The organism is Cohnella faecalis (genome assembly GCF_003570905.1).
Lineage (GTDB): Bacteria > Bacillota > Bacilli > Paenibacillales > Paenibacillaceae > Cohnella > Cohnella faecalis.
The window spans coordinates 49852-65922 of sequence record NZ_QXJM01000032.1; the positions used below are offsets into that span (position 1 = coordinate 49852).

Annotated in this window: 15 protein-coding genes; 1 reads left to right on the forward strand and 14 read right to left on the reverse strand. The window is 55.5% G+C overall.

The window, feature by feature from the left end; translation table 11 throughout:
- Window positions 1–64: 64 nt before the first annotated feature.
- The 10 genes from D3H35_RS10230 to ilvB form a co-directional block, all read right to left on the reverse strand.
- Entirely contained in the window at window positions 65–1432 is a 1368-nt protein-coding gene (locus D3H35_RS10230) for an anti-sigma-I factor RsgI family protein (protein WP_119149008.1), read from the reverse strand.
- Entirely contained in the window at window positions 1433–2227 is a 795-nt protein-coding gene (gene sigI / locus D3H35_RS10235; protein ID WP_119149010.1) for an RNA polymerase sigma-I factor, read from the reverse strand.
- 142 nt (window positions 2228–2369) lie between these two features.
- Entirely contained in the window at window positions 2370–2795 is a 426-nt protein-coding gene (locus D3H35_RS10240; RefSeq protein ID WP_119149012.1) for a hypothetical protein, read from the reverse strand.
- A 1069-nt stretch (window positions 2796–3864) separates the two neighbouring features.
- On the reverse strand, window positions 3865–4413 hold the full coding sequence (locus D3H35_RS10245; RefSeq protein WP_119149014.1) for a peroxiredoxin: 549 nt from the start codon (window positions 4411–4413) through the stop codon (window positions 3865–3867).
- A gap of 125 nt (window positions 4414–4538) precedes the next feature.
- Window positions 4539–5618 carry a 3-isopropylmalate dehydrogenase gene (gene leuB / locus D3H35_RS10250; RefSeq protein ID WP_119149139.1) on the reverse strand — a complete coding sequence of 360 codons (1080 nt, stop codon included), beginning with the start codon at window positions 5616–5618 and terminating at the stop codon, window positions 4539–4541.
- A gap of 178 nt (window positions 5619–5796) precedes the next feature.
- Window positions 5797–6993: an aminotransferase-like domain-containing protein gene (locus tag D3H35_RS10255; RefSeq protein ID WP_119149015.1), complete on the reverse strand. Its 1197-nt coding sequence runs from the start codon at window positions 6991–6993 to the stop codon at window positions 5797–5799.
- 17 nt (window positions 6994–7010) lie between these two features.
- Window positions 7011–8564 carry a 2-isopropylmalate synthase gene (locus tag D3H35_RS10260; protein WP_119149017.1) on the reverse strand — a complete coding sequence of 518 codons (1554 nt, stop codon included), beginning with the start codon at window positions 8562–8564 and terminating at the stop codon, window positions 7011–7013.
- Between the two features lie 149 nt (window positions 8565–8713).
- Window positions 8714–9706: a ketol-acid reductoisomerase gene (gene ilvC, locus D3H35_RS10265; protein WP_119149019.1), complete on the reverse strand. Its 993-nt coding sequence runs from the start codon at window positions 9704–9706 to the stop codon at window positions 8714–8716.
- A gap of 157 nt (window positions 9707–9863) precedes the next feature.
- Window positions 9864–10349, reverse strand: a complete 486-nt coding sequence (gene ilvN, locus D3H35_RS10270) for an acetolactate synthase small subunit (protein ID WP_119149021.1) — start codon at window positions 10347–10349, stop codon at window positions 9864–9866.
- Window positions 10346–12091, reverse strand: a complete 1746-nt coding sequence (ilvB, locus tag D3H35_RS10275) for a biosynthetic-type acetolactate synthase large subunit (protein WP_119149023.1) — start codon at window positions 12089–12091, stop codon at window positions 10346–10348. The genes ilvN and ilvB overlap by 4 nt, the downstream gene beginning before the upstream one ends.
- Before the next feature lie 630 nt (window positions 12092–12721).
- Here ilvB and D3H35_RS10280 point away from each other — a divergent pair.
- Window positions 12722–13165 carry a GNAT family N-acetyltransferase gene (locus tag D3H35_RS10280; protein WP_158594055.1) on the forward strand — a complete coding sequence of 148 codons (444 nt, stop codon included), beginning with the start codon at window positions 12722–12724 and terminating at the stop codon, window positions 13163–13165.
- 138 nt (window positions 13166–13303) lie between these two features.
- On the opposite strand, the gene D3H35_RS10285 is transcribed toward D3H35_RS10280, so the two are convergent.
- From D3H35_RS10285 to infC, 4 genes are all read right to left on the reverse strand, one after another.
- The gene (locus tag D3H35_RS10285) at window positions 13304–13564 is read right to left on the reverse strand and encodes a 50S ribosomal protein L33 (protein ID WP_119149026.1); all 261 of its coding nucleotides are present in this window, start codon (window positions 13562–13564) and stop codon (window positions 13304–13306) included.
- Between the two features lie 307 nt (window positions 13565–13871).
- Window positions 13872–14231 carry a 50S ribosomal protein L20 gene (gene rplT / locus D3H35_RS10290; RefSeq protein WP_119149028.1) on the reverse strand — a complete coding sequence of 120 codons (360 nt, stop codon included), beginning with the start codon at window positions 14229–14231 and terminating at the stop codon, window positions 13872–13874.
- Window positions 14232–14266: 35 nt separating this feature from the next.
- A complete protein-coding gene (rpmI, locus tag D3H35_RS10295) occupies window positions 14267–14467 on the reverse strand; it encodes a 50S ribosomal protein L35 (protein ID WP_119149030.1) in 201 nt (66 codons plus the stop codon).
- Window positions 14468–14483: 16 nt separating this feature from the next.
- Window positions 14484–14978 (reverse strand): translation initiation factor IF-3, encoded by a 495-nt coding sequence (gene infC, locus D3H35_RS10300; protein ID WP_119149032.1) that lies wholly within the window; start codon window positions 14976–14978, stop codon window positions 14484–14486.
- Window positions 14979–16071 lie beyond the last annotated feature (1093 nt).

Genomic DNA, 16071 nt, shown 5'->3' on the forward strand with positions numbered 1-16071 from the left:
GACATTGTTTGGTAAAACTGTCAACGAGAGAAGTTGTCGACTTCTGCCGAACAATCGCCGCTATTTACGGCTGATGGGATGATTTGCCTCCTTTATCGTCGTCGTTATGGCGAGTATTGCGATCGCGATCCCGATTTTTGTTCCGCGCGTCCTCGTTCTTATGTCCCGATCCGCTCATTTCGGGCTGATCGACGGTAGGCTTCGAGTCCTGCTTTTTGGAGCTGATCTTCTTGGAATCCCGCTCCTTCTCTTGCTCACCGTCGCGTTTTTTATCCGTTTCTCTCCCTTTTTGTCCCTTTTCCTTGTCGGTCTTGGATTCCTGCTTCGAATCTTGCTTCGTATTTTCCTGTTGCGTCCGACCGCCGCTCTTGTTCGAATCGGATTTGTCGTCTTTCTGAGGCTTGTTCTTTTCGGAATCTTCTTTGTTTTTCTCCTGCTTCGGCCGATTTGACTGCTTCGTCTGATTCGTCTGTTTCGTCTGCTGCTTCTGATCTTTTTTCGTTTTCAGATTATCGAGCAGCTTCTTCCAATCGTCGTCTTCTTTTTTATCGTCTTTCGCTTGATTGCCGCTATTTTCTTTTGCATCGTTTTTCCCGGTCGCGATATTGTCCTTTTCCGAAGGAGCCTCGACGTCTCCCGTCATCACTTTGTCGACGCCGCCCCAGGAAGAAGCGATTTTTTTGAGGGAATTCTTTTTGAGCGTATCGAGCGAAACCTCATGGCCTTCGCTTTCCGCTTTCAGCCAGAATGCCATTTTGCCGGAGGATACGCCGTACGTCTTCGCTTCCTCCCGTACCTCTTCAGGCAGCGAAATCTTCGTCACTCGCAAGGCGGACGAGCTTCCGCCCGCTGCGGGAGAAGCGGCCTCCGACAACGCCTTCTCGATGGCGCCCGTCACGTGCCGTTCCCATTCGCTGTCCAGTTGTTTAACGGGGACGCTTGCGATGACAACCTCGCTGTCCCGTTCGCTCAGCACACGGGCCTCTGCCAGCTTATCGGCCAATTGCCGCGCCACGTCTTCGATGGAATGGCCTTTGTAGGCGATCCCTTCGACAATCGGCCGAGCGTCTCTGTTAATAGCCCGGAGCACCCGCACCCGCTCCTTTGAATCCAGTCCCAGCTCCACGCTCGGATTAATGTCCATGCTCACGTAAGCGACCACTTCCGGCGGGCGAAGCGACCAGATTCCAAATAAGAGAACGAACATCGCCGCGACAGAGGCGGCCGTTAGAACCCATCGGCGAGGGAGTCCGATTATCGCCTTGCGTACGGCCAAACCGTAGCTCCCGCTGCTCGCCAGCTCGGAGGAATCCCAAGCTACCTCCAGGCCCAGCTCATGTCGATCCGTCTTTTTCAGCCGAACGAATCGTCCGTCCGAAGTCATCACGACCGCCGTAGACCGGTCGATGCTCATCACGATGCCTTGGCTCATTCAGATTCCCTCCTCTCCGCCGCGATTCATTCCGATATATTCCTTCAAAAAAGGGAACGGCCCTCTTGCGATTAGCGCAACCGTTATAATGTATTTCCGATGGCGTTCGACCGTCTTTCGGGAGACGTTCCCCGTCTCGCACAGCTCCTTGACCGGCAATTGCTTTTTGTCCGCCAGCTTCTCGAACAAGGGGTCCGATTGCGCCAGCAAGCCTGCCAGCTTCAGGAGCGCCCGTCTGGAATCCGCATGGCGGGGCGACTGCTCCGTCAGCTCCGGGAAGCCTATGCCGTAGGCGTCGAGCTGCTGCTGCAAAGCGACGATTTCCGTTCTGCGCTCTTCCGCCTCCCGCTGCTGTTCATAGACTTCCAATGCTTGAACCGCTTCGACTTTGTCGAGCTTGTCCGCTCCTTCGCTGCCATTGCCCGCAACCGCGCTGTAAGGAATCGAAGCCGAATGTCTGCCTTCCTGTCTGGCGTAGTCGATCAGCCTTCGGGTAATGACCTTTTCCGAAAAACCCAAAAAACGGCGACCTCCATCCGGGGAAAAACTGGAAATCGCCTCATTGAACGCCGCGAGCGCAACGCTGAATTCGTCGTCCCGCTCCGGATCGATGAAGCGCCGGCTGAATCGGCTTGCCGTCTTGGCAATATAAGGTTTGTACTTCGCGATCAATTCGTTGCGCAAGCCGTCGTCGCCGGCTTGAATAGCCGCCACCATGCTTTCAGGAGAGCCGTCGTCCTTGCGGACGCCGTCCTCCTCCAGGGGAAACCACTTTCTCCATAATAAGAGCAGCACTCGCTCACCCCTCAGTCATAACATTCGCGCGCGTCCATTCGTTTCGGGGGGTACGTTCGAAAAAAAAGAAAGAACCGCTCGGCCTGGCGGAACGAATTCCGCAGCCGGACGGTCCGTATACAATCTCTCATCTGCCGGCACTCTATTTCGTTCCGCCGGAAGTTCGCTTCTGCCGCAGCTTGAACCGGCGCTGGCTGAGCACGCCCAGCCGCCGCTTGAGCTGCTGCTCCCATTCGGAGTCGCCGAGCTCTCGCGCGAACGTAAGCAGGTCGAGCGCCATATCAATCTGGCTCTGGACAACGGCTAGTGGGTCTTCGTTCTCGTTGTTGACCGAATTTTCGTTCAGGGATTTGTCCGACTCATCCACGTAATCGTGGAAATCGACTTCGGAAGCGCCGTCGCCATGAGCGTATTCCGCCAAGATTTCGTATTCGTTCTCCACCAAATAGTGAACCTCCACCCGATGGCAAACCGGGCAAAACAGAATAGGTACGTTGTGAATCCGCGTCCGGTAATGCTTCAAGGTTCCCTTCGTTCCGATCATGCTGGCGCCGCAACAAAAGCTCATCGACTTCCCCTCCCAACACGCCAATCCGGCTTCGTATTTACTCTCTATATTCTATACCCAACTTGCGGATTCCTGCCTTTTTCGCTCAATAATCTCCTTAGAAGAAAATGCCTGCCCGCTCGGCGGACAGGCAAGGCTTGCTTATTGCACGGCTGTCACCGCTTCTTTGATCATCTCTTCGTCCGACAACAAGCCGCCGCCCGACAAATACCAGCAGCCTGCGTCGAGGTACTATCCGCCGGTAGCATCCGTTGTGCTCGTATTCGTCACATTTACTCAAGGACTCCCCGTCGTCAGCTTCCGTTGTGCTCGTATGCGTCACATTTACTCAGGGACTCCCCGTCGATAGCCTCCGTTGTGCTCATATGCGTCACTATTACTCCCCAACCAACCGCCGACAGCATCCGTTATGCTCATATGCGTCACTATTACTCAAGGACTCCCCGTGGACAGCCTCCGTTGTGCTCATATGCGTCACTATTACTCTCCAACCAACCGCCGACAGCTTTCGTTGTGCTCATATGCGACACAATTACTCAAGGACTCCCCGTGGACAGCCTCCGTTGTGCTCATATGCGTCACTATTACTCCCCAACCAACCGCCGACAGCATCCGTTGTGCTCATATGCGTCACTATTACTCCCCAACTCCCCGCCGACAGCTTTCGTTGTGCTCGAATGCGTCACAATTACTCCCCAACCAACCGCCGACAGCTTTCGTTGTGCTCATATGCATCACATTAACTCCACGACTGCCCGCTGACTGCCTCCGTTGTGCTCATATGCGTCACTATTACTCCCCAACTCCCCGCTGACAGCTTCCGTTGTGCTCGTATGCGTCACATTTACTCCCCGATTAACCGCCGACAGCCTCCGTTGTGATCAAATGCGTCACAATTCCCCTGCCAGCCGCCGTCATGCATCCGTTACAATCGATAAGTTAACTTGGAGAGTCATAGTCTGTTACCGATAAGCCTGTGAGCCAGCGGCACGTCGTTACATAAAAAAACCGCCATTCACCCGGTGAAGGATGAATGGCGGTTTTTGAAAAATCGGCGTAGGAACGCCTCTTATTTCGCTACGAGGTGGCCTTGACCCGGTTTCCAGTTCATCGGGCACAGTCCGCCGGATTGAAGAGCTTGCAGCACGCGGAACGTCTCTTCCACGCTGCGGCCTACGTCGTTGTGGTTAACGACTTGGTATTTCAGCTCTCCGTCCGGATCGATGATGAACAGGCCGCGAAGCGCGATGCCTTCTTCTTCGATCAGAACGCCGTAATCGCGAGCGACTTGCTTCGTGATGTCGGCAGCGAGCGGGAAGTTCAATTGGCCCAGACCGTTGTCGTTCTTGGCCGTGTTGATCCAAGCGCGGTGGCTGTGCTTGCTGTCTACGCTGACGCCCAGAACTTCGGCGTTCAGCTTGCGGAATTCGTCAGCCGCATCGGAAAGCGCCGTGATTTCCGTCGGGCATACGAATGTAAAGTCCAGCGGATAGAAGAAAAATACGAGCCATTTGCCTTTGTAATCGGACAGCTTAGCCGTACCGAATTCCTGGCCGTTGCCAAGAGCAGTCTCCAAGTTGAAGTCCGGAGCCGGACGACCTACCAAACGTTCTGCCATTGTTACATCCTCCTATTCAGCCCGGCCTTGTCGCCGGTGCGTCATGTTCACGAACAAAATCGTAACATTCGGGCAAGCTCGCGTCAAGATGTAATCATTATCTTATTAGAATTATTTTAATTAAGTTAGCGAGCCATCGCGTTCACGATCAATTCGCCCATCGCAACCGTGCCGATCGACTTGCTCTTGTCGACGGCGATGTCGCCCGTGCGGTGGCCGGCGTCAAGAACGTTCTTGACCGCGCGTTCGATGACGTCAGCCGCTTCGGCATAGCCGAACGTCAGACGGAACATGAGGGCGACGGACAAAATCGTCGCGATCGGGTTCGCGATGCCTTGACCTGCGATGTCGGGAGCGGAGCCGTGAACAGGCTCGTACAGCCCGAAGCTGCCTTCGCCCATGGAGGCGGATTGCAGCATGCCGATGGAGCCCGTCAGCATAGCCGCTTCGTCGCTCAGAATGTCTCCGAACATATTTTCCGTTACGATGACGTCAAAGCTGGAAGGACGGCGCAGCAACTGCATCGCGCAGTTGTCGACGAGCACGTGCTCGACTTCAACGTCCGGATATTCAGGAGCGATGCGGTTAACCGTCTCGCGCCACAGGCGGGACGTCTCAAGCACGTTTGCTTTGTCGACGGACGCGAGCTTTTTGCGGCGCGTGCGGGCAACCTCGAACCCTTGGCGCACGATGCGCTCGACTTCGGTAACGTTATAGACGCAAGTGTCGACCGCTTCTTGACCGTTCTCGGTGTCGCGGCGGAACTTCTCGCCGAAGTAGATGCCGCCCGTCAGCTCGCGAATAACGATGAGGTCGGTTCCTTCCAGAACTTCGGGCTTCAACGTGGAAGCATCTTTAAGGCAGTCGAATACGACCGCCGGACGAATGTTGGAGAACAAGCCGAGCGCTTTGCGAATGCCGAGCAGGCCGGTTTCCGGACGAAGCTCCTTCGAATTGTTGTCCCATTTCGGACCGCCTACGGCTCCGAGCAGGACAGCATCTGCCTTTTTACACAAATCGAGCGTCTCTTGAGGAAGCGGCGTTCCTTTCTCGTCGATAGCGATCCCGCCGAACAAGCCGTGCTCCAGCTCGAATTGATAGCCGAACAGCTCTTCCGTCTTTTTAAGTACTTTTTCCGCTTCCGCGACCACTTCGGGTCCGATTCCGTCGCCTGCGATAACGGCGATTTTTTTCACTTCTGCCATTTCCGTATTCACTCCTATAGGTTGTCCCTTGATATTCTCTCTCATTTGTAGCACATTTCGTCCTCAGTGGCAAAATAGATAATAGCTATGGTCTCTATAGGTATCGCCTATCTCGCAACGAAAAGACTATTCCTCGGCCGCATCGGGCCTGGAATAGTCTCTCTTCATGGCTTCCCAATCACTTGACCAGAACGCTTTCCAGCGCCTGCGACAGACGCTTCATTCCGACGATGGTTCCTTCGTAATCGGTATGGGTGAAGTTCAGCCGCATCGTATTTTTCTGCGGATCTTCCGCGTAGAACGTGCCGCCCGGAACGAACGCCACGCCAAGCTCGACGGCGGTCTTCAGCAGCTCCGCCGTGTCTACCGCTTCCGGAAGCTCGAGCCAGAAGAACATGCCGCCCTTCGGCTCGTTCCAGGTAACGCCAGGCCATTGCTGCTGCTCCAGCAGCTCTGCCATCTGTCGCATACGCGCTTCGTACTCTTTGCGCACGAATTCGATATGACCGTCCAGATCGTAATGTTCGATCAGTTGGTACAGTGTCTGCTGATCCAGCGAGCTGGAATGCAGATCGGCCGCCTGCTTCGCGCGGGCCATATTGCGGATGATCTCCGGATCGGCCATAACCCAGCCGGTGCGGAGAGCCGGTGCAACCGTCTTGGAGAACGTGCTCGTATAGACGACGCACGAGCCGTTCGGGTGTTGATCGAGCGAAAACAGCGACGGATAGGTCAGCGAGTCGTCGCCGAAGCGAAGCTCTCCATAAGGATCGTCCTCCAAAATGACAGCTCCCGCCCGGCGGCACAGCTCAAGCACGCCCTTGCGGCGCTCGAGACTCCATGCTTTCCCCGTCGGATTCGAAAATGTCGGGATGACATAGACGATTTTGGGCTTGTATTTCTCAAGCTTCTCTTCGAGATCCTTGAGATTCAGGCCGTCCTCGTCCCCGTCGACGGACACCGCCGTCGCGCCGTTGGAACGGAATACTTGAAGCGCTGACAAATACGTCGGGCGTTCGACCAGAATGACGTCGCCCGGATCGATCATAATTCTCGTGAACAGGTCGATCGCCTGCTGCGAGCCCGTCGTCAGCAGCATCGCTTCGGGTGTAACGGTGACGCCCTTCTTCTTCATGCGTCGGCAAATACTTTCGCGAAGCGGCAAATAGCCTTCCGTCAGCCCGTATTGCAAAGCGCTGTTGCCCGCGGCAAGGACGCGCTGGAACGCTTCGCCCACGGCATCGACCGGAAAATGCTCTTCGGCCGGCAATCCGCCCGCGAACGAGATGATCGACTTGGACTGCGTCAGCTTCAAAATTTCTCGAACCGCCGAAGACGAGAAGGTGCCCAGTCTTGCGGAAAATGGATAGTTCATGCAAGCTTCCCCATTTCTCAGATCAAGGTCATATTGTCTCTGCGGCCGCGGGCAGGCGCTTTGCGCTTGTCGACAAGCCGGTTCAGAGCGTCCACATACGCGCGCGCGCTGGCCTCAAGGATGTCCGTGCTGACGCCGCGGCCTTGCGCGGACAGCTCCCCTTGCTTCAGAACGACATGCACCTCGCCAAGGGCGTCGGTGCCGTCGGTAACGGATTTGATCGAATAATCGTCCAGCTCTACGGCTTCGGCCGCCAAAGCGTCAATCGCCTGATAAATGGCGTCCACCGAGCCGTTGCCTTTGGACTGCTTCTCGACGATGCCACGATCAGCGATTTTCAGCCGCACCGTTGCGGATGGAGTCTCATGGCTGTCGAACGCGACCGTAAGCTGTTCGAGCGCGTATATTTCGGGCGTCTCGGTCAGCTTCTCTTCGAGAAGAGCGCGAATGTCTTCGTCGCTGACGGTTTTTTTGCGGTCGGCCAAATCCTTGAACTTGCCGAACGCCGCGTTCACTTGCTCTTCGTTCAAGCTCTCGTAGCCGAGATCGACCAGCTTCTCGCGGAACGCGTGGCGTCCGGAATGCTTGCCGAGAACGAGCTTGCTGTCCTTGAGACCGATCGTGTCCGGAGAAATGATCTCGTACGTCGTTTTCTCCTTCAGCATGCCGTCCTGGTGAATGCCCGATTCGTGCGCGAACGCATTCGCGCCGACGATTGCCTTGTTGCCCGGTACGGGCATGCCCGTCAGCTTGCTGACGAGACGGCTCGTTTTGGCGATCTCTTTCAAATTCAGCGTCGTCTTCGCCTGGAAATAATCCGAACGCGTCTCAAGCGCTAGAGCAACTTCCTCCAAAGCGGTATTGCCCGCTCGTTCGCCGATGCCGTTGATCGTTCCTTCGATCTGATCGGCGCCGTTCAGAATAGCCGCGAGGGCGTTCGCCGTCGCCATGCCGAGATCGTCGTGGCAGTGGGCGGAAAGCTGAATCGTCTCGATGCCCGGCACGTTTTCTTTTAACGTCTTGAAAATGTTGCCGTATTCATAAGGAGTCAAATAACCTACCGTATCCGGAATGTTGACGACCGTCGCTCCCGCTTTGATCGCGAGCTCCGTTACCTGGCATAGGAAATCGAGCTCGGTTCGGCCCGCATCCTCCGGTGAAAATTCGACTTTGTCGAAATATTGCTTCGCGTAACGGATCATCCGGTCAGCCGTCTCGAGCACCTGCTCCTTCTCCATGCGCAGCTTGTGCTTGCGATGGATCGGGGAGGTCGCGAGAAACAGATGGATACCCGGATCCTGAGCGCCTTTCACGGCTTCGCGTACGGCATCGATATCTTGCTCCCGCGAACGGGCGAGGCCGATGACGGTCGCGTTCTTAACCGCGCGGGCAACCGCGTTGACGGCGGCCAGATCGCCCGGAGAAGCTGCCGGGAAACCGGCTTCGATGCGGTCTACGCCGAGCTTTTCGAGCTGCAGGGCGATTTCCACTTTTTCTTGCGTGTTCAGATTGACGCCCGGCGATTGCTCGCCGTCGCGAAGTGTCGTGTCGAAAATATAAATTTTACGCATGGCTGGGCTTAACCCGCACCTCCTGAGACGAACGATGGCTTTCAAAATGGCTAACTTTGATTATAACATATTGCAGCGTCGATCCGAACGATAAATTAAACAAAACCCCGGCCTAGGCCGGGGTTCGTTGGACGCTGCGAGCAGCCGAATTACTTCTTGATCCAGTGCATCATGCTGCGAAGCTGAGCGCCGACGACTTCGATCGGATGCTCGGCTTCGTTGCGGCGGGTAGCCGTCAGGAACGCGCGGCCGGATTGGTTTTCGAGGATGAAGTCGCGAGCGAAACGTCCGGTTTGGATGTCTGTCAGCACCGCTTTCATCGCTTTTTTCGTTTCTTCCGTCACGATGCGAGGTCCGGTGACGTAGTCGCCGTACTCAGCCGTGTTGGAGATGGAAGAACGCATGGAAGCGAGGCCGCCTTCGTACATCATGTCGACGATCAGCTTCAGCTCGTGCAAGCACTCGAAGTAAGCCATCTCCGGAGCGTAGCCCGCTTCAACCAGCGTTTCGAAGCCGGCTTGTACGAGGGCGCTCGCGCCGCCGCACAATACGGCTTGCTCGCCGAACAGGTCGGTTTCGGTTTCTTCGCGGAACGAAGTTTCGATAACGCCCGCGCGCGTACAGCCGATGCCTTTGGCATAAGCCATACCGATTTCGAACGCTTTGCCAGTACCGTTCTGGTGAATGGCGATCAGTCCCGGTACGCCGAAGCCTTCAACGTACGTACGGCGAACCATGTGGCCCGGCGATTTAGGAGCGACGAGCAGAACGTCCGCGTCTTGAGGAGCGACGATTTGTCCGAAGTGGACGTTGAAGCCGTGGGAGAACATGAGAGCCGCGCCTTTTTTGAGGTTTGGCTCGATTTCGTTCTTATAGACGGACGCTTGCGTCTCGTCCGGCATCAGAATTTGAACGACGTCCGCTTTGCGGGTAGCGTCGGCGACGGACAATACTTCAAAGCCGTCGTTGCGCGCGGCGTCGGCGGATTTGCCGTTGCGAAGACCGATGATGACGGACAGGCCGCTGTCGCGCAGGTTTTGCGCTTGGGCGTGGCCTTGGCTGCCGTAACCGATAACGGCGATAGTTTTGCCTTTCAGGATGCCGAGGTCGGCGTCTTTCTCATGGAACAATTTGACTGCCATTGGAATGTGTTCCTCCTTAAAATAAATGCTTTCTCTTCTTATGGCGACCCTCGAAGCGGGCGTTCCAAAAGGGGAGAGGGGCAAGAGACGCTCCGCTTCCTCTTCTCGAACACCCGCTTCGACGAGAAGCTGATGCGGGTTAGATGCCAGGCGGCGCTTAGCGGCTGCCTCTGTTCATGGCCGTAACGCCGGTCCGCGAAAGCTCGCGAATGCCGTAAGGCTTAAGCAGCTCGACCATAGCGTCGATTTTGTCGGTGTCGCCGACGGCTTGTACGACAAGCGTCGTCGGACCGATATCGACGACTGCGGCGCGAAACGTCTCGACGATTCCCAGAATTTCCGGGCGCGAGGAAGGCTCGGCGTTTACTTTGATAAGCCCCAGCTCGCGGGCTACCATCGGACTGCCGCTGATATCGATTACTTTGATAACGTCGATCAGCTTATACAGCTGCTTCTGGACTTGCTCCAGCGTGTTGCCGTCTCCGGTGGTGACGATGACCATACGGGAGAGCCCCGGCTCCTCGGAAGCTCCTACCGTTATGCTCTCGATATTGAAGCCGCGGCGGCCGAACAGGCCGGACACCCGTTGCAGCACGCCTGGCTGGTCGTTGACAAGAATAGCTATCGTATGTTTGCGGCTCATTCGGCATCCCCCATAATCATCTGATCGATCGTGCTTCCTTGGGTAACCATCGGATACACGTTCTCATGTTTACGGACGACGAACTCGACGACGGCCGGACCCGGATGCGCGAGCGCCTGCTCCCAGGCGGAACGGGCTTCTTCCTTGTTCGAGGCGCGGAACGCCTTGACGCCGTAGGCTTCGGCAAGCTTCACGAAATCGGGGCTTCCCGACAGATCGATATGGCTGTAACGGTTGTCGTAAATAAGCTCTTGCCATTGGCGAACCATTCCGAGCACTTGGTTGTTCAGAATGGCTACTTTGACCGGAATGTTGTTGATCGCGCAAATCGCGAGCTCCTGGGCGCACATCTGCATGCCGCCGTCGCCGTTGATCGATACGACCGTCCGGCCGGGATTGCCCATTTGCGCGCCGATGGCGGAAGGGAACCCGAAGCCCATCGTGCCGAGACCGCCCGAAGTTACCCACGAACGCGGCTTGTTGAACGGATAATACTGGGCCGCCCACATTTGATGCTGGCCGACGTCCGTCGTCACGATCGCTTCGCCCTTCGTCGTCTCGTGAATCATCGATACGACCCATTGCGGCTTCAGCTCGGCGTCCGAGTCCAAGTACTTGAACGGCTTCTCAGCCTTCCATTCCTGGATCTGCGCCCGCCAGGCGTCCGCTTTACCCGCGTATTTCGCGACAGCGTTCGCTTGTTGAAGCACCGCTTTAACATCGCCGACGATCGGGATGTCCGTCGGCACGTTTTTGCCGATTTCGGCCGGGTCGATGTCGATGTGGACGATTTTCGCTTTCGGCGCGAAGCCGGCGAGCTTGCCCGTCACCCGGTCGTCGAATCGGGCTCCGATGTTGATGAGCAGATCGGCATTCTGAATGGTCGTATTCGCCGTCCAAGTACCGTGCATGCCCGGCATTCCCATATGCAGCTCGTGGCCGCTCGGGAATCCGCCGAGACCGAGAAGCGTCGTCGTCGTCGGAATGCCCGTTTTTGTAATGAACTCGTACAATTCCTCATGAGCTCCCGAGTAAACGACTCCGCCGCCTGCGAGAATAATCGGACGCTCGGCTTCCTCGATCGCCCGAACCATTTTATCCACTTGATGCTTGTTCGGGTTGACCGTCGGATTGTAGCCGCGAAGGCTAACGTCATTGCTCGGCTGGAACAAGCCTTTGAGAGCCGAAATATCCTTCGGAACGTCGATGAGAACCGGTCCTTTGCGGCCCGTATTCGCGATGTGGAACGCCTCGTGAATAATGCGAGGCAAATCCTCAACGTCGCGAATCAAATAGCTATGCTTCGTAATCGGCATCGTGATGCCGACAATGTCCGCTTCCTGGAAGGCGTCCGTACCGATAAGGCTCGTCGCCACGTTGCCCGTAATAACGACGAGCGGAACCGAATCCATATAAGCCGTCGCGATTCCCGTTACAAGGTTCGTTGCACCCGGGCCCGAAGTCGCGATGCAGACGCCGACTTTGCCGGTCGAACGGGCGTAGCCGTCGGCCGCGTGAATCGCGCCTTGCTCATGACGGGTCAGCAGATGGTTGAAGTCGTCAAATCCGTACATAGCGTCATAAATGTAAAGTACAGCGCCGCCCGGGTAGCCGAAGACGCAGTCGACACCTTCCAGCAGCAGGCTTCTAAGCAGCATCTCGGAGCCCGTAATGACTTCCGGCTTGCCCCATTTTTCAATCAGTTCTTCCTTGGATTTCAGCGTGGCACTGTTTGCGCTCATCCGACATCCTCCTTCCTTCGATTCAGACCCATGTAAAAGTAATCCCTGCAATCAAAAAAGCCTCTCGTCTCGAACATCGCATTGATGTTCGGGACGAAAGGCTATGCCTTCCGCGGTACCACCCGGATTTGTCGCGCACTTCGCAGTGACGACCTCATAAAGTACGGCCGGCGTCATCGAGCGCTCGATGCGGCGGACTTCATACCTTAGGCGCGATAACGTGCGCCACTCCGTTTCCCCCTACAGCGCCAATGAAAGGCGGTTCAGGCGAACAGCTCCGAGGAGACCTAGCGTACAGGGAATAAGGTATCGGTCTCAGCAATTCCGATACTCTCTGAGCTCAAGAGCCCTCTCGCTTCTTCCTCTTCACGGCTGTTGGATGTTCAGTCGATATAGTCAATATTATATGCTCCGGTCTGGCGATAGTCAATACGCGAACTTTGTGAACTTTTGCAAAATTCCATCGCGCTATAGCATCCCCCGCCGTCGCCCTTGCATACACCGAGTTCCTTCCGATTCACCCGTCAATTGCTACAATCCGGCAGCCGCTTCCCCGAATAAGATGAAGCATCATCCGAGCTGCCTCGTGCGGCAGCGTATGGTAGTCGGTTATAACGGGAGGAGCTGCCTTTGATTCGTTGGAAACAGCCCGGCGACGTAAAAGCCATCGTCCGTCTTGTCCGCACGCAGCTCGTCCCTTTGTCGCCTTGGCAGCACCCTCGCGACGGCAGGCTTCACGGCGAAATCGTCAAGCGGCTCCGGCAGGGCTCCACCTTGGTTGCAGCTCGAAGCCCGCGGAGTGTTCCGTTCGGCTTTTTGCACCTAATCGTCCAAGACCGCGTTCTATTCATCGACATGCTGGCCGTCGACGCTTCGCAGCAAGGGAGACACTGGGGCACGTATTTGCTGGCCAGAGCCGAAGAGCACGGAAGAAAAAAAGGCTGCGCAGACGCGCGCTTATTCGTCGACGACACTAACCAATCCGGACTTCGTTTTTATGAGCGGCGCGGCTACCGGGTCCTTAATCATCTCAAAGCCCTTTTGTGCTTCGAGCTGACGAAGCCGCTAATTTGACGATAACGGTTTATCGCGGCAGCTCGGCGCGTTCTTCGGGCTGTCGCGATAATTTTTTGTCGCTGCCGCCTCTCGCCGAAATTCAAAAAAATGTCCTGCGATCGCGACGCGCGCGGCCCGCAGGACATCTTCCTTACATTACCACCAACCGAATCCGTCGAAGCCGAAGCCTCCGCCGAAACCGAAGCCGAACGGCGTCGTACCGATTGCTAGCAAATCAAACAATACGAGCGGGATGATCGCTTTCGTTTGCACATTTTTACCTTTTGGCTGCTCCAGTACGAGCCGATTGCTCTGAACGCGCACAAGCTTGCCCGTTACGACCGAGCCGTCTTTTCGAACCGCATAAATTTGCCGACCAATAAGCTTGCGCGCCTCCGATGCGCTAACACGGGACATAGCGCCCCCTCCTCTCCAACTGCCGCCACTTTAAGCACGCTTATCAGGCAACAGGGCCTCAGGCCGATGCGATCGGACAGAGTCATCTTAGAGCGCTGTACGATCGGCATCCCTGTCGTTCACCATATGATGGAGATGAGCCCTTGGCTTGTACCTCCGTCCACTTGTCAAAAAATGGGGCCTCGGGCAGGCAGCGGGCTAACGACGCGCGACGCTTCTTGTCTCCAAAGGTCACTTAGGTAATGGATTCGTTTAAATAAAAAATGCCCCCGCAGTCAAATAGACTGCAGAGGCGCTTTAACGCGAACTACGCGTTGATTTTTTCTTTGGCTACGCCAGCAAGGGAGTTGAACGCGCTGATGTCGTTCACAGCCAGGTCGGCAAGCATTTTGCGGTTTACTTCGACGCCGGCCAATTTCAGGCCGTGCATCAGCTTGCTGTAGGACAAGCCGTTTTGGCGAGCTGCCGCGTTGATCCGCACGATCCAAAGCTTGCGGAAGTTCCGCTTCGTCTGACGACGGTCGCGGTACGCGTACATAAGGGATTTCATTACTTGCTCTTTTGCTTTCTTAAACAGGCGATGCTTCGCGCCCCAGTAACCTTTTGCGAGCTTCAACATTCTATTGCGACGGCGGCGCGTGACGAATCCGCCCTTGACTCTTGCCATGATTCATTACCTCCCGGAAAATGTCTGTATGTCGATTATTTCAAATTAGCGAGTTGTTGCTGCAGACGGCGAACGTCGCCTTTTGCCAGCAAGGCTGGAGCGCCCAGAACGCGCTTTTGGCGTCCGGATTTGTGGGACAAAAGATGGTTTTTGTACGCTTTGTTGCGTTTTACTTTGCCGGTACCGGTAACTTTGAAGCGGTCTTTCAAGCTGCTGTGCGTTTTCATCTTAGGCATCGAATGTTTCCTCCTGTCAGTGGCTCTTCGGAGCCAAGATCATAATCATGCTGCGGCCTTCCAATTTCGGCATGCGTTCGACGACGCAAATGTCGGCCACTTCTTTGGCGACGCGCTCCAAAATCTTCAAGCCGATATTGGAATGGGCGATCTCACGACCACGGAAGCGCACGGAACATTTGACCTTGTCGCCCTCACCCAGAAACTTCACGACGTTGCGAAATTTCGTCTGGTAGTCGTGTTCCTCGATATTCGAACGGAACCAAACTTCTTTCAGATCGACGATTTTCTGATTTTTCCGGGCTTCCTTCTCTTTCTTCTGCTGCTCGTAACGGAATTTGCCGTAATCCATAATGCGGCACACCGGCGGTTTCGCCTGTGGAGCCACATTGACTAGGTCAAGGTTCGCGTCGATTGCCATCTGCATCGCTTCGCGAAAAGGCTTAATTCCGATTTGTTCGCCGGCAGCTCCGACGAGACGTACTTCCTTCGCCCGGATTTCCTCATTGATTTGATGATCCTTGCTGATAATGTTCCACCTCCGTAATGGGATGTCGCTTCATTCGAGAGACAATAAAAAAATGCGTTCCCGTCGAAGGGCCCGCATCATGTCCTAACGTTCATCCGGCAAGCAGTCTGACTGCCTCTACCGTCTTAGGTCGGTCTACGCAAACCCGTCAGCGTAAGCCGATCAGGTGAGAAGCGGGCGCTTCTGCTTGTGCGTGCTATAAATCACACGTAATCATTCACTTGGACACTATATCATAGGGCATATCTAAAGTCAACGGCCATTTGCTTGGAGCTTTGGCACGCGGGTATTGGGCGGTTACTTGAGCTCGCAGTTGCGATGGAGCAGCGAACAGTGGTACGAGGTGCCGTACATTCGCTGAAAGTTTCGACGGAGCGACGAACAGTGGTACGAGGTACCGTAGATTTGCTGAAAGTCTCGATGGAGCGGCGAACAGTGGTACGAGGTACCGTACATTCGCTGAAAGTCTCTGTGGAGCGACGAATAGTGGTATGAGGTACCGTACATTCGCTGAAAGTCTCGACGGAGCGACGAATAGTGGTATGAGGTACCGTACATTCGCTGAAAGTCTCGGCGGAGCGACGAATAGTTGTACGAGGTACCATACATTCGCTAAAAGTCTCGGTGGAGCGACGAATAGTTGTATGAGGTACCGTACATTCGCTGAAAGTCTCGGCGGAGCGGCGAACAGTGGTATGAGGTACCGTAGATTTGCTGAAAGTCTCGACGGAGCGACGAATAGTGGTATGAGGTACCGTACATTCGCTGAAAGTCTCGAAGGAGCGGCGAACAGCGGTACGAGGTACCGTACATTCGCTAAAAGTCTCGGTGGTGCGGCGAACAGTGGTATGAGGTACCATACGTTCGCTGAAAGTCTCGGTGGAGCGACGAATAGTGGTATGAGGTACCGTACATTCGCTGAAAGTCTCGACGGAGCGACGAATAGTGGTATGAGGTACCGTACATTCGCTGAAAGTCTCGATGGAGCGGCGAACAGTGGTATGAGGTACCGTAGATTTGCTGAAAGTCTCGACGGAGCGACGAATAGTGGTATGAGGTAACATACATTCGCTAA

Coding starts and splice junctions, on each gene's coding strand:
- D3H35_RS10230 (WP_119149008.1), bottom strand. CDS start 1,432: ATGAGCCAAGGCATCGTGATGAGCATCGACCGGTCTACGGCGGTCGTG.
- D3H35_RS10240 (WP_119149012.1), bottom strand. CDS start 2,795: ATGAGCTTTTGTTGCGGCGCCAGCATGATCGGAACGAAGGGAACCTTG.
- D3H35_RS10245 (WP_119149014.1), bottom strand. CDS start 4,413: ATGGCAGAACGTTTGGTAGGTCGTCCGGCTCCGGACTTCAACTTGGAG.
- leuB (WP_119149139.1), bottom strand. CDS start 5,618: ATGGCAGAAGTGAAAAAAATCGCCGTTATCGCAGGCGACGGAATCGGA.
- D3H35_RS10255 (WP_119149015.1), bottom strand. CDS start 6,993: ATGAACTATCCATTTTCCGCAAGACTGGGCACCTTCTCGTCTTCGGCG.
- D3H35_RS10260 (WP_119149017.1), bottom strand. CDS start 8,564: ATGCGTAAAATTTATATTTTCGACACGACACTTCGCGACGGCGAGCAA.
- ilvC (WP_119149019.1), bottom strand. CDS start 9,706: ATGGCAGTCAAATTGTTCCATGAGAAAGACGCCGACCTCGGCATCCTG.
- ilvN (WP_119149021.1), bottom strand. CDS start 10,349: ATGAGCCGCAAACATACGATAGCTATTCTTGTCAACGACCAGCCAGGC.
- ilvB (WP_119149023.1), bottom strand. CDS start 12,091: ATGAGCGCAAACAGTGCCACGCTGAAATCCAAGGAAGAACTGATTGAA.
- D3H35_RS10285 (WP_119149026.1), bottom strand. CDS start 13,564: ATGTCCCGTGTTAGCGCATCGGAGGCGCGCAAGCTTATTGGTCGGCAA.
- rplT (WP_119149028.1), bottom strand. CDS start 14,231: ATGGCAAGAGTCAAGGGCGGATTCGTCACGCGCCGCCGTCGCAATAGA.
- rpmI (WP_119149030.1), bottom strand. CDS start 14,467: ATGCCTAAGATGAAAACGCACAGCAGCTTGAAAGACCGCTTCAAAGTT.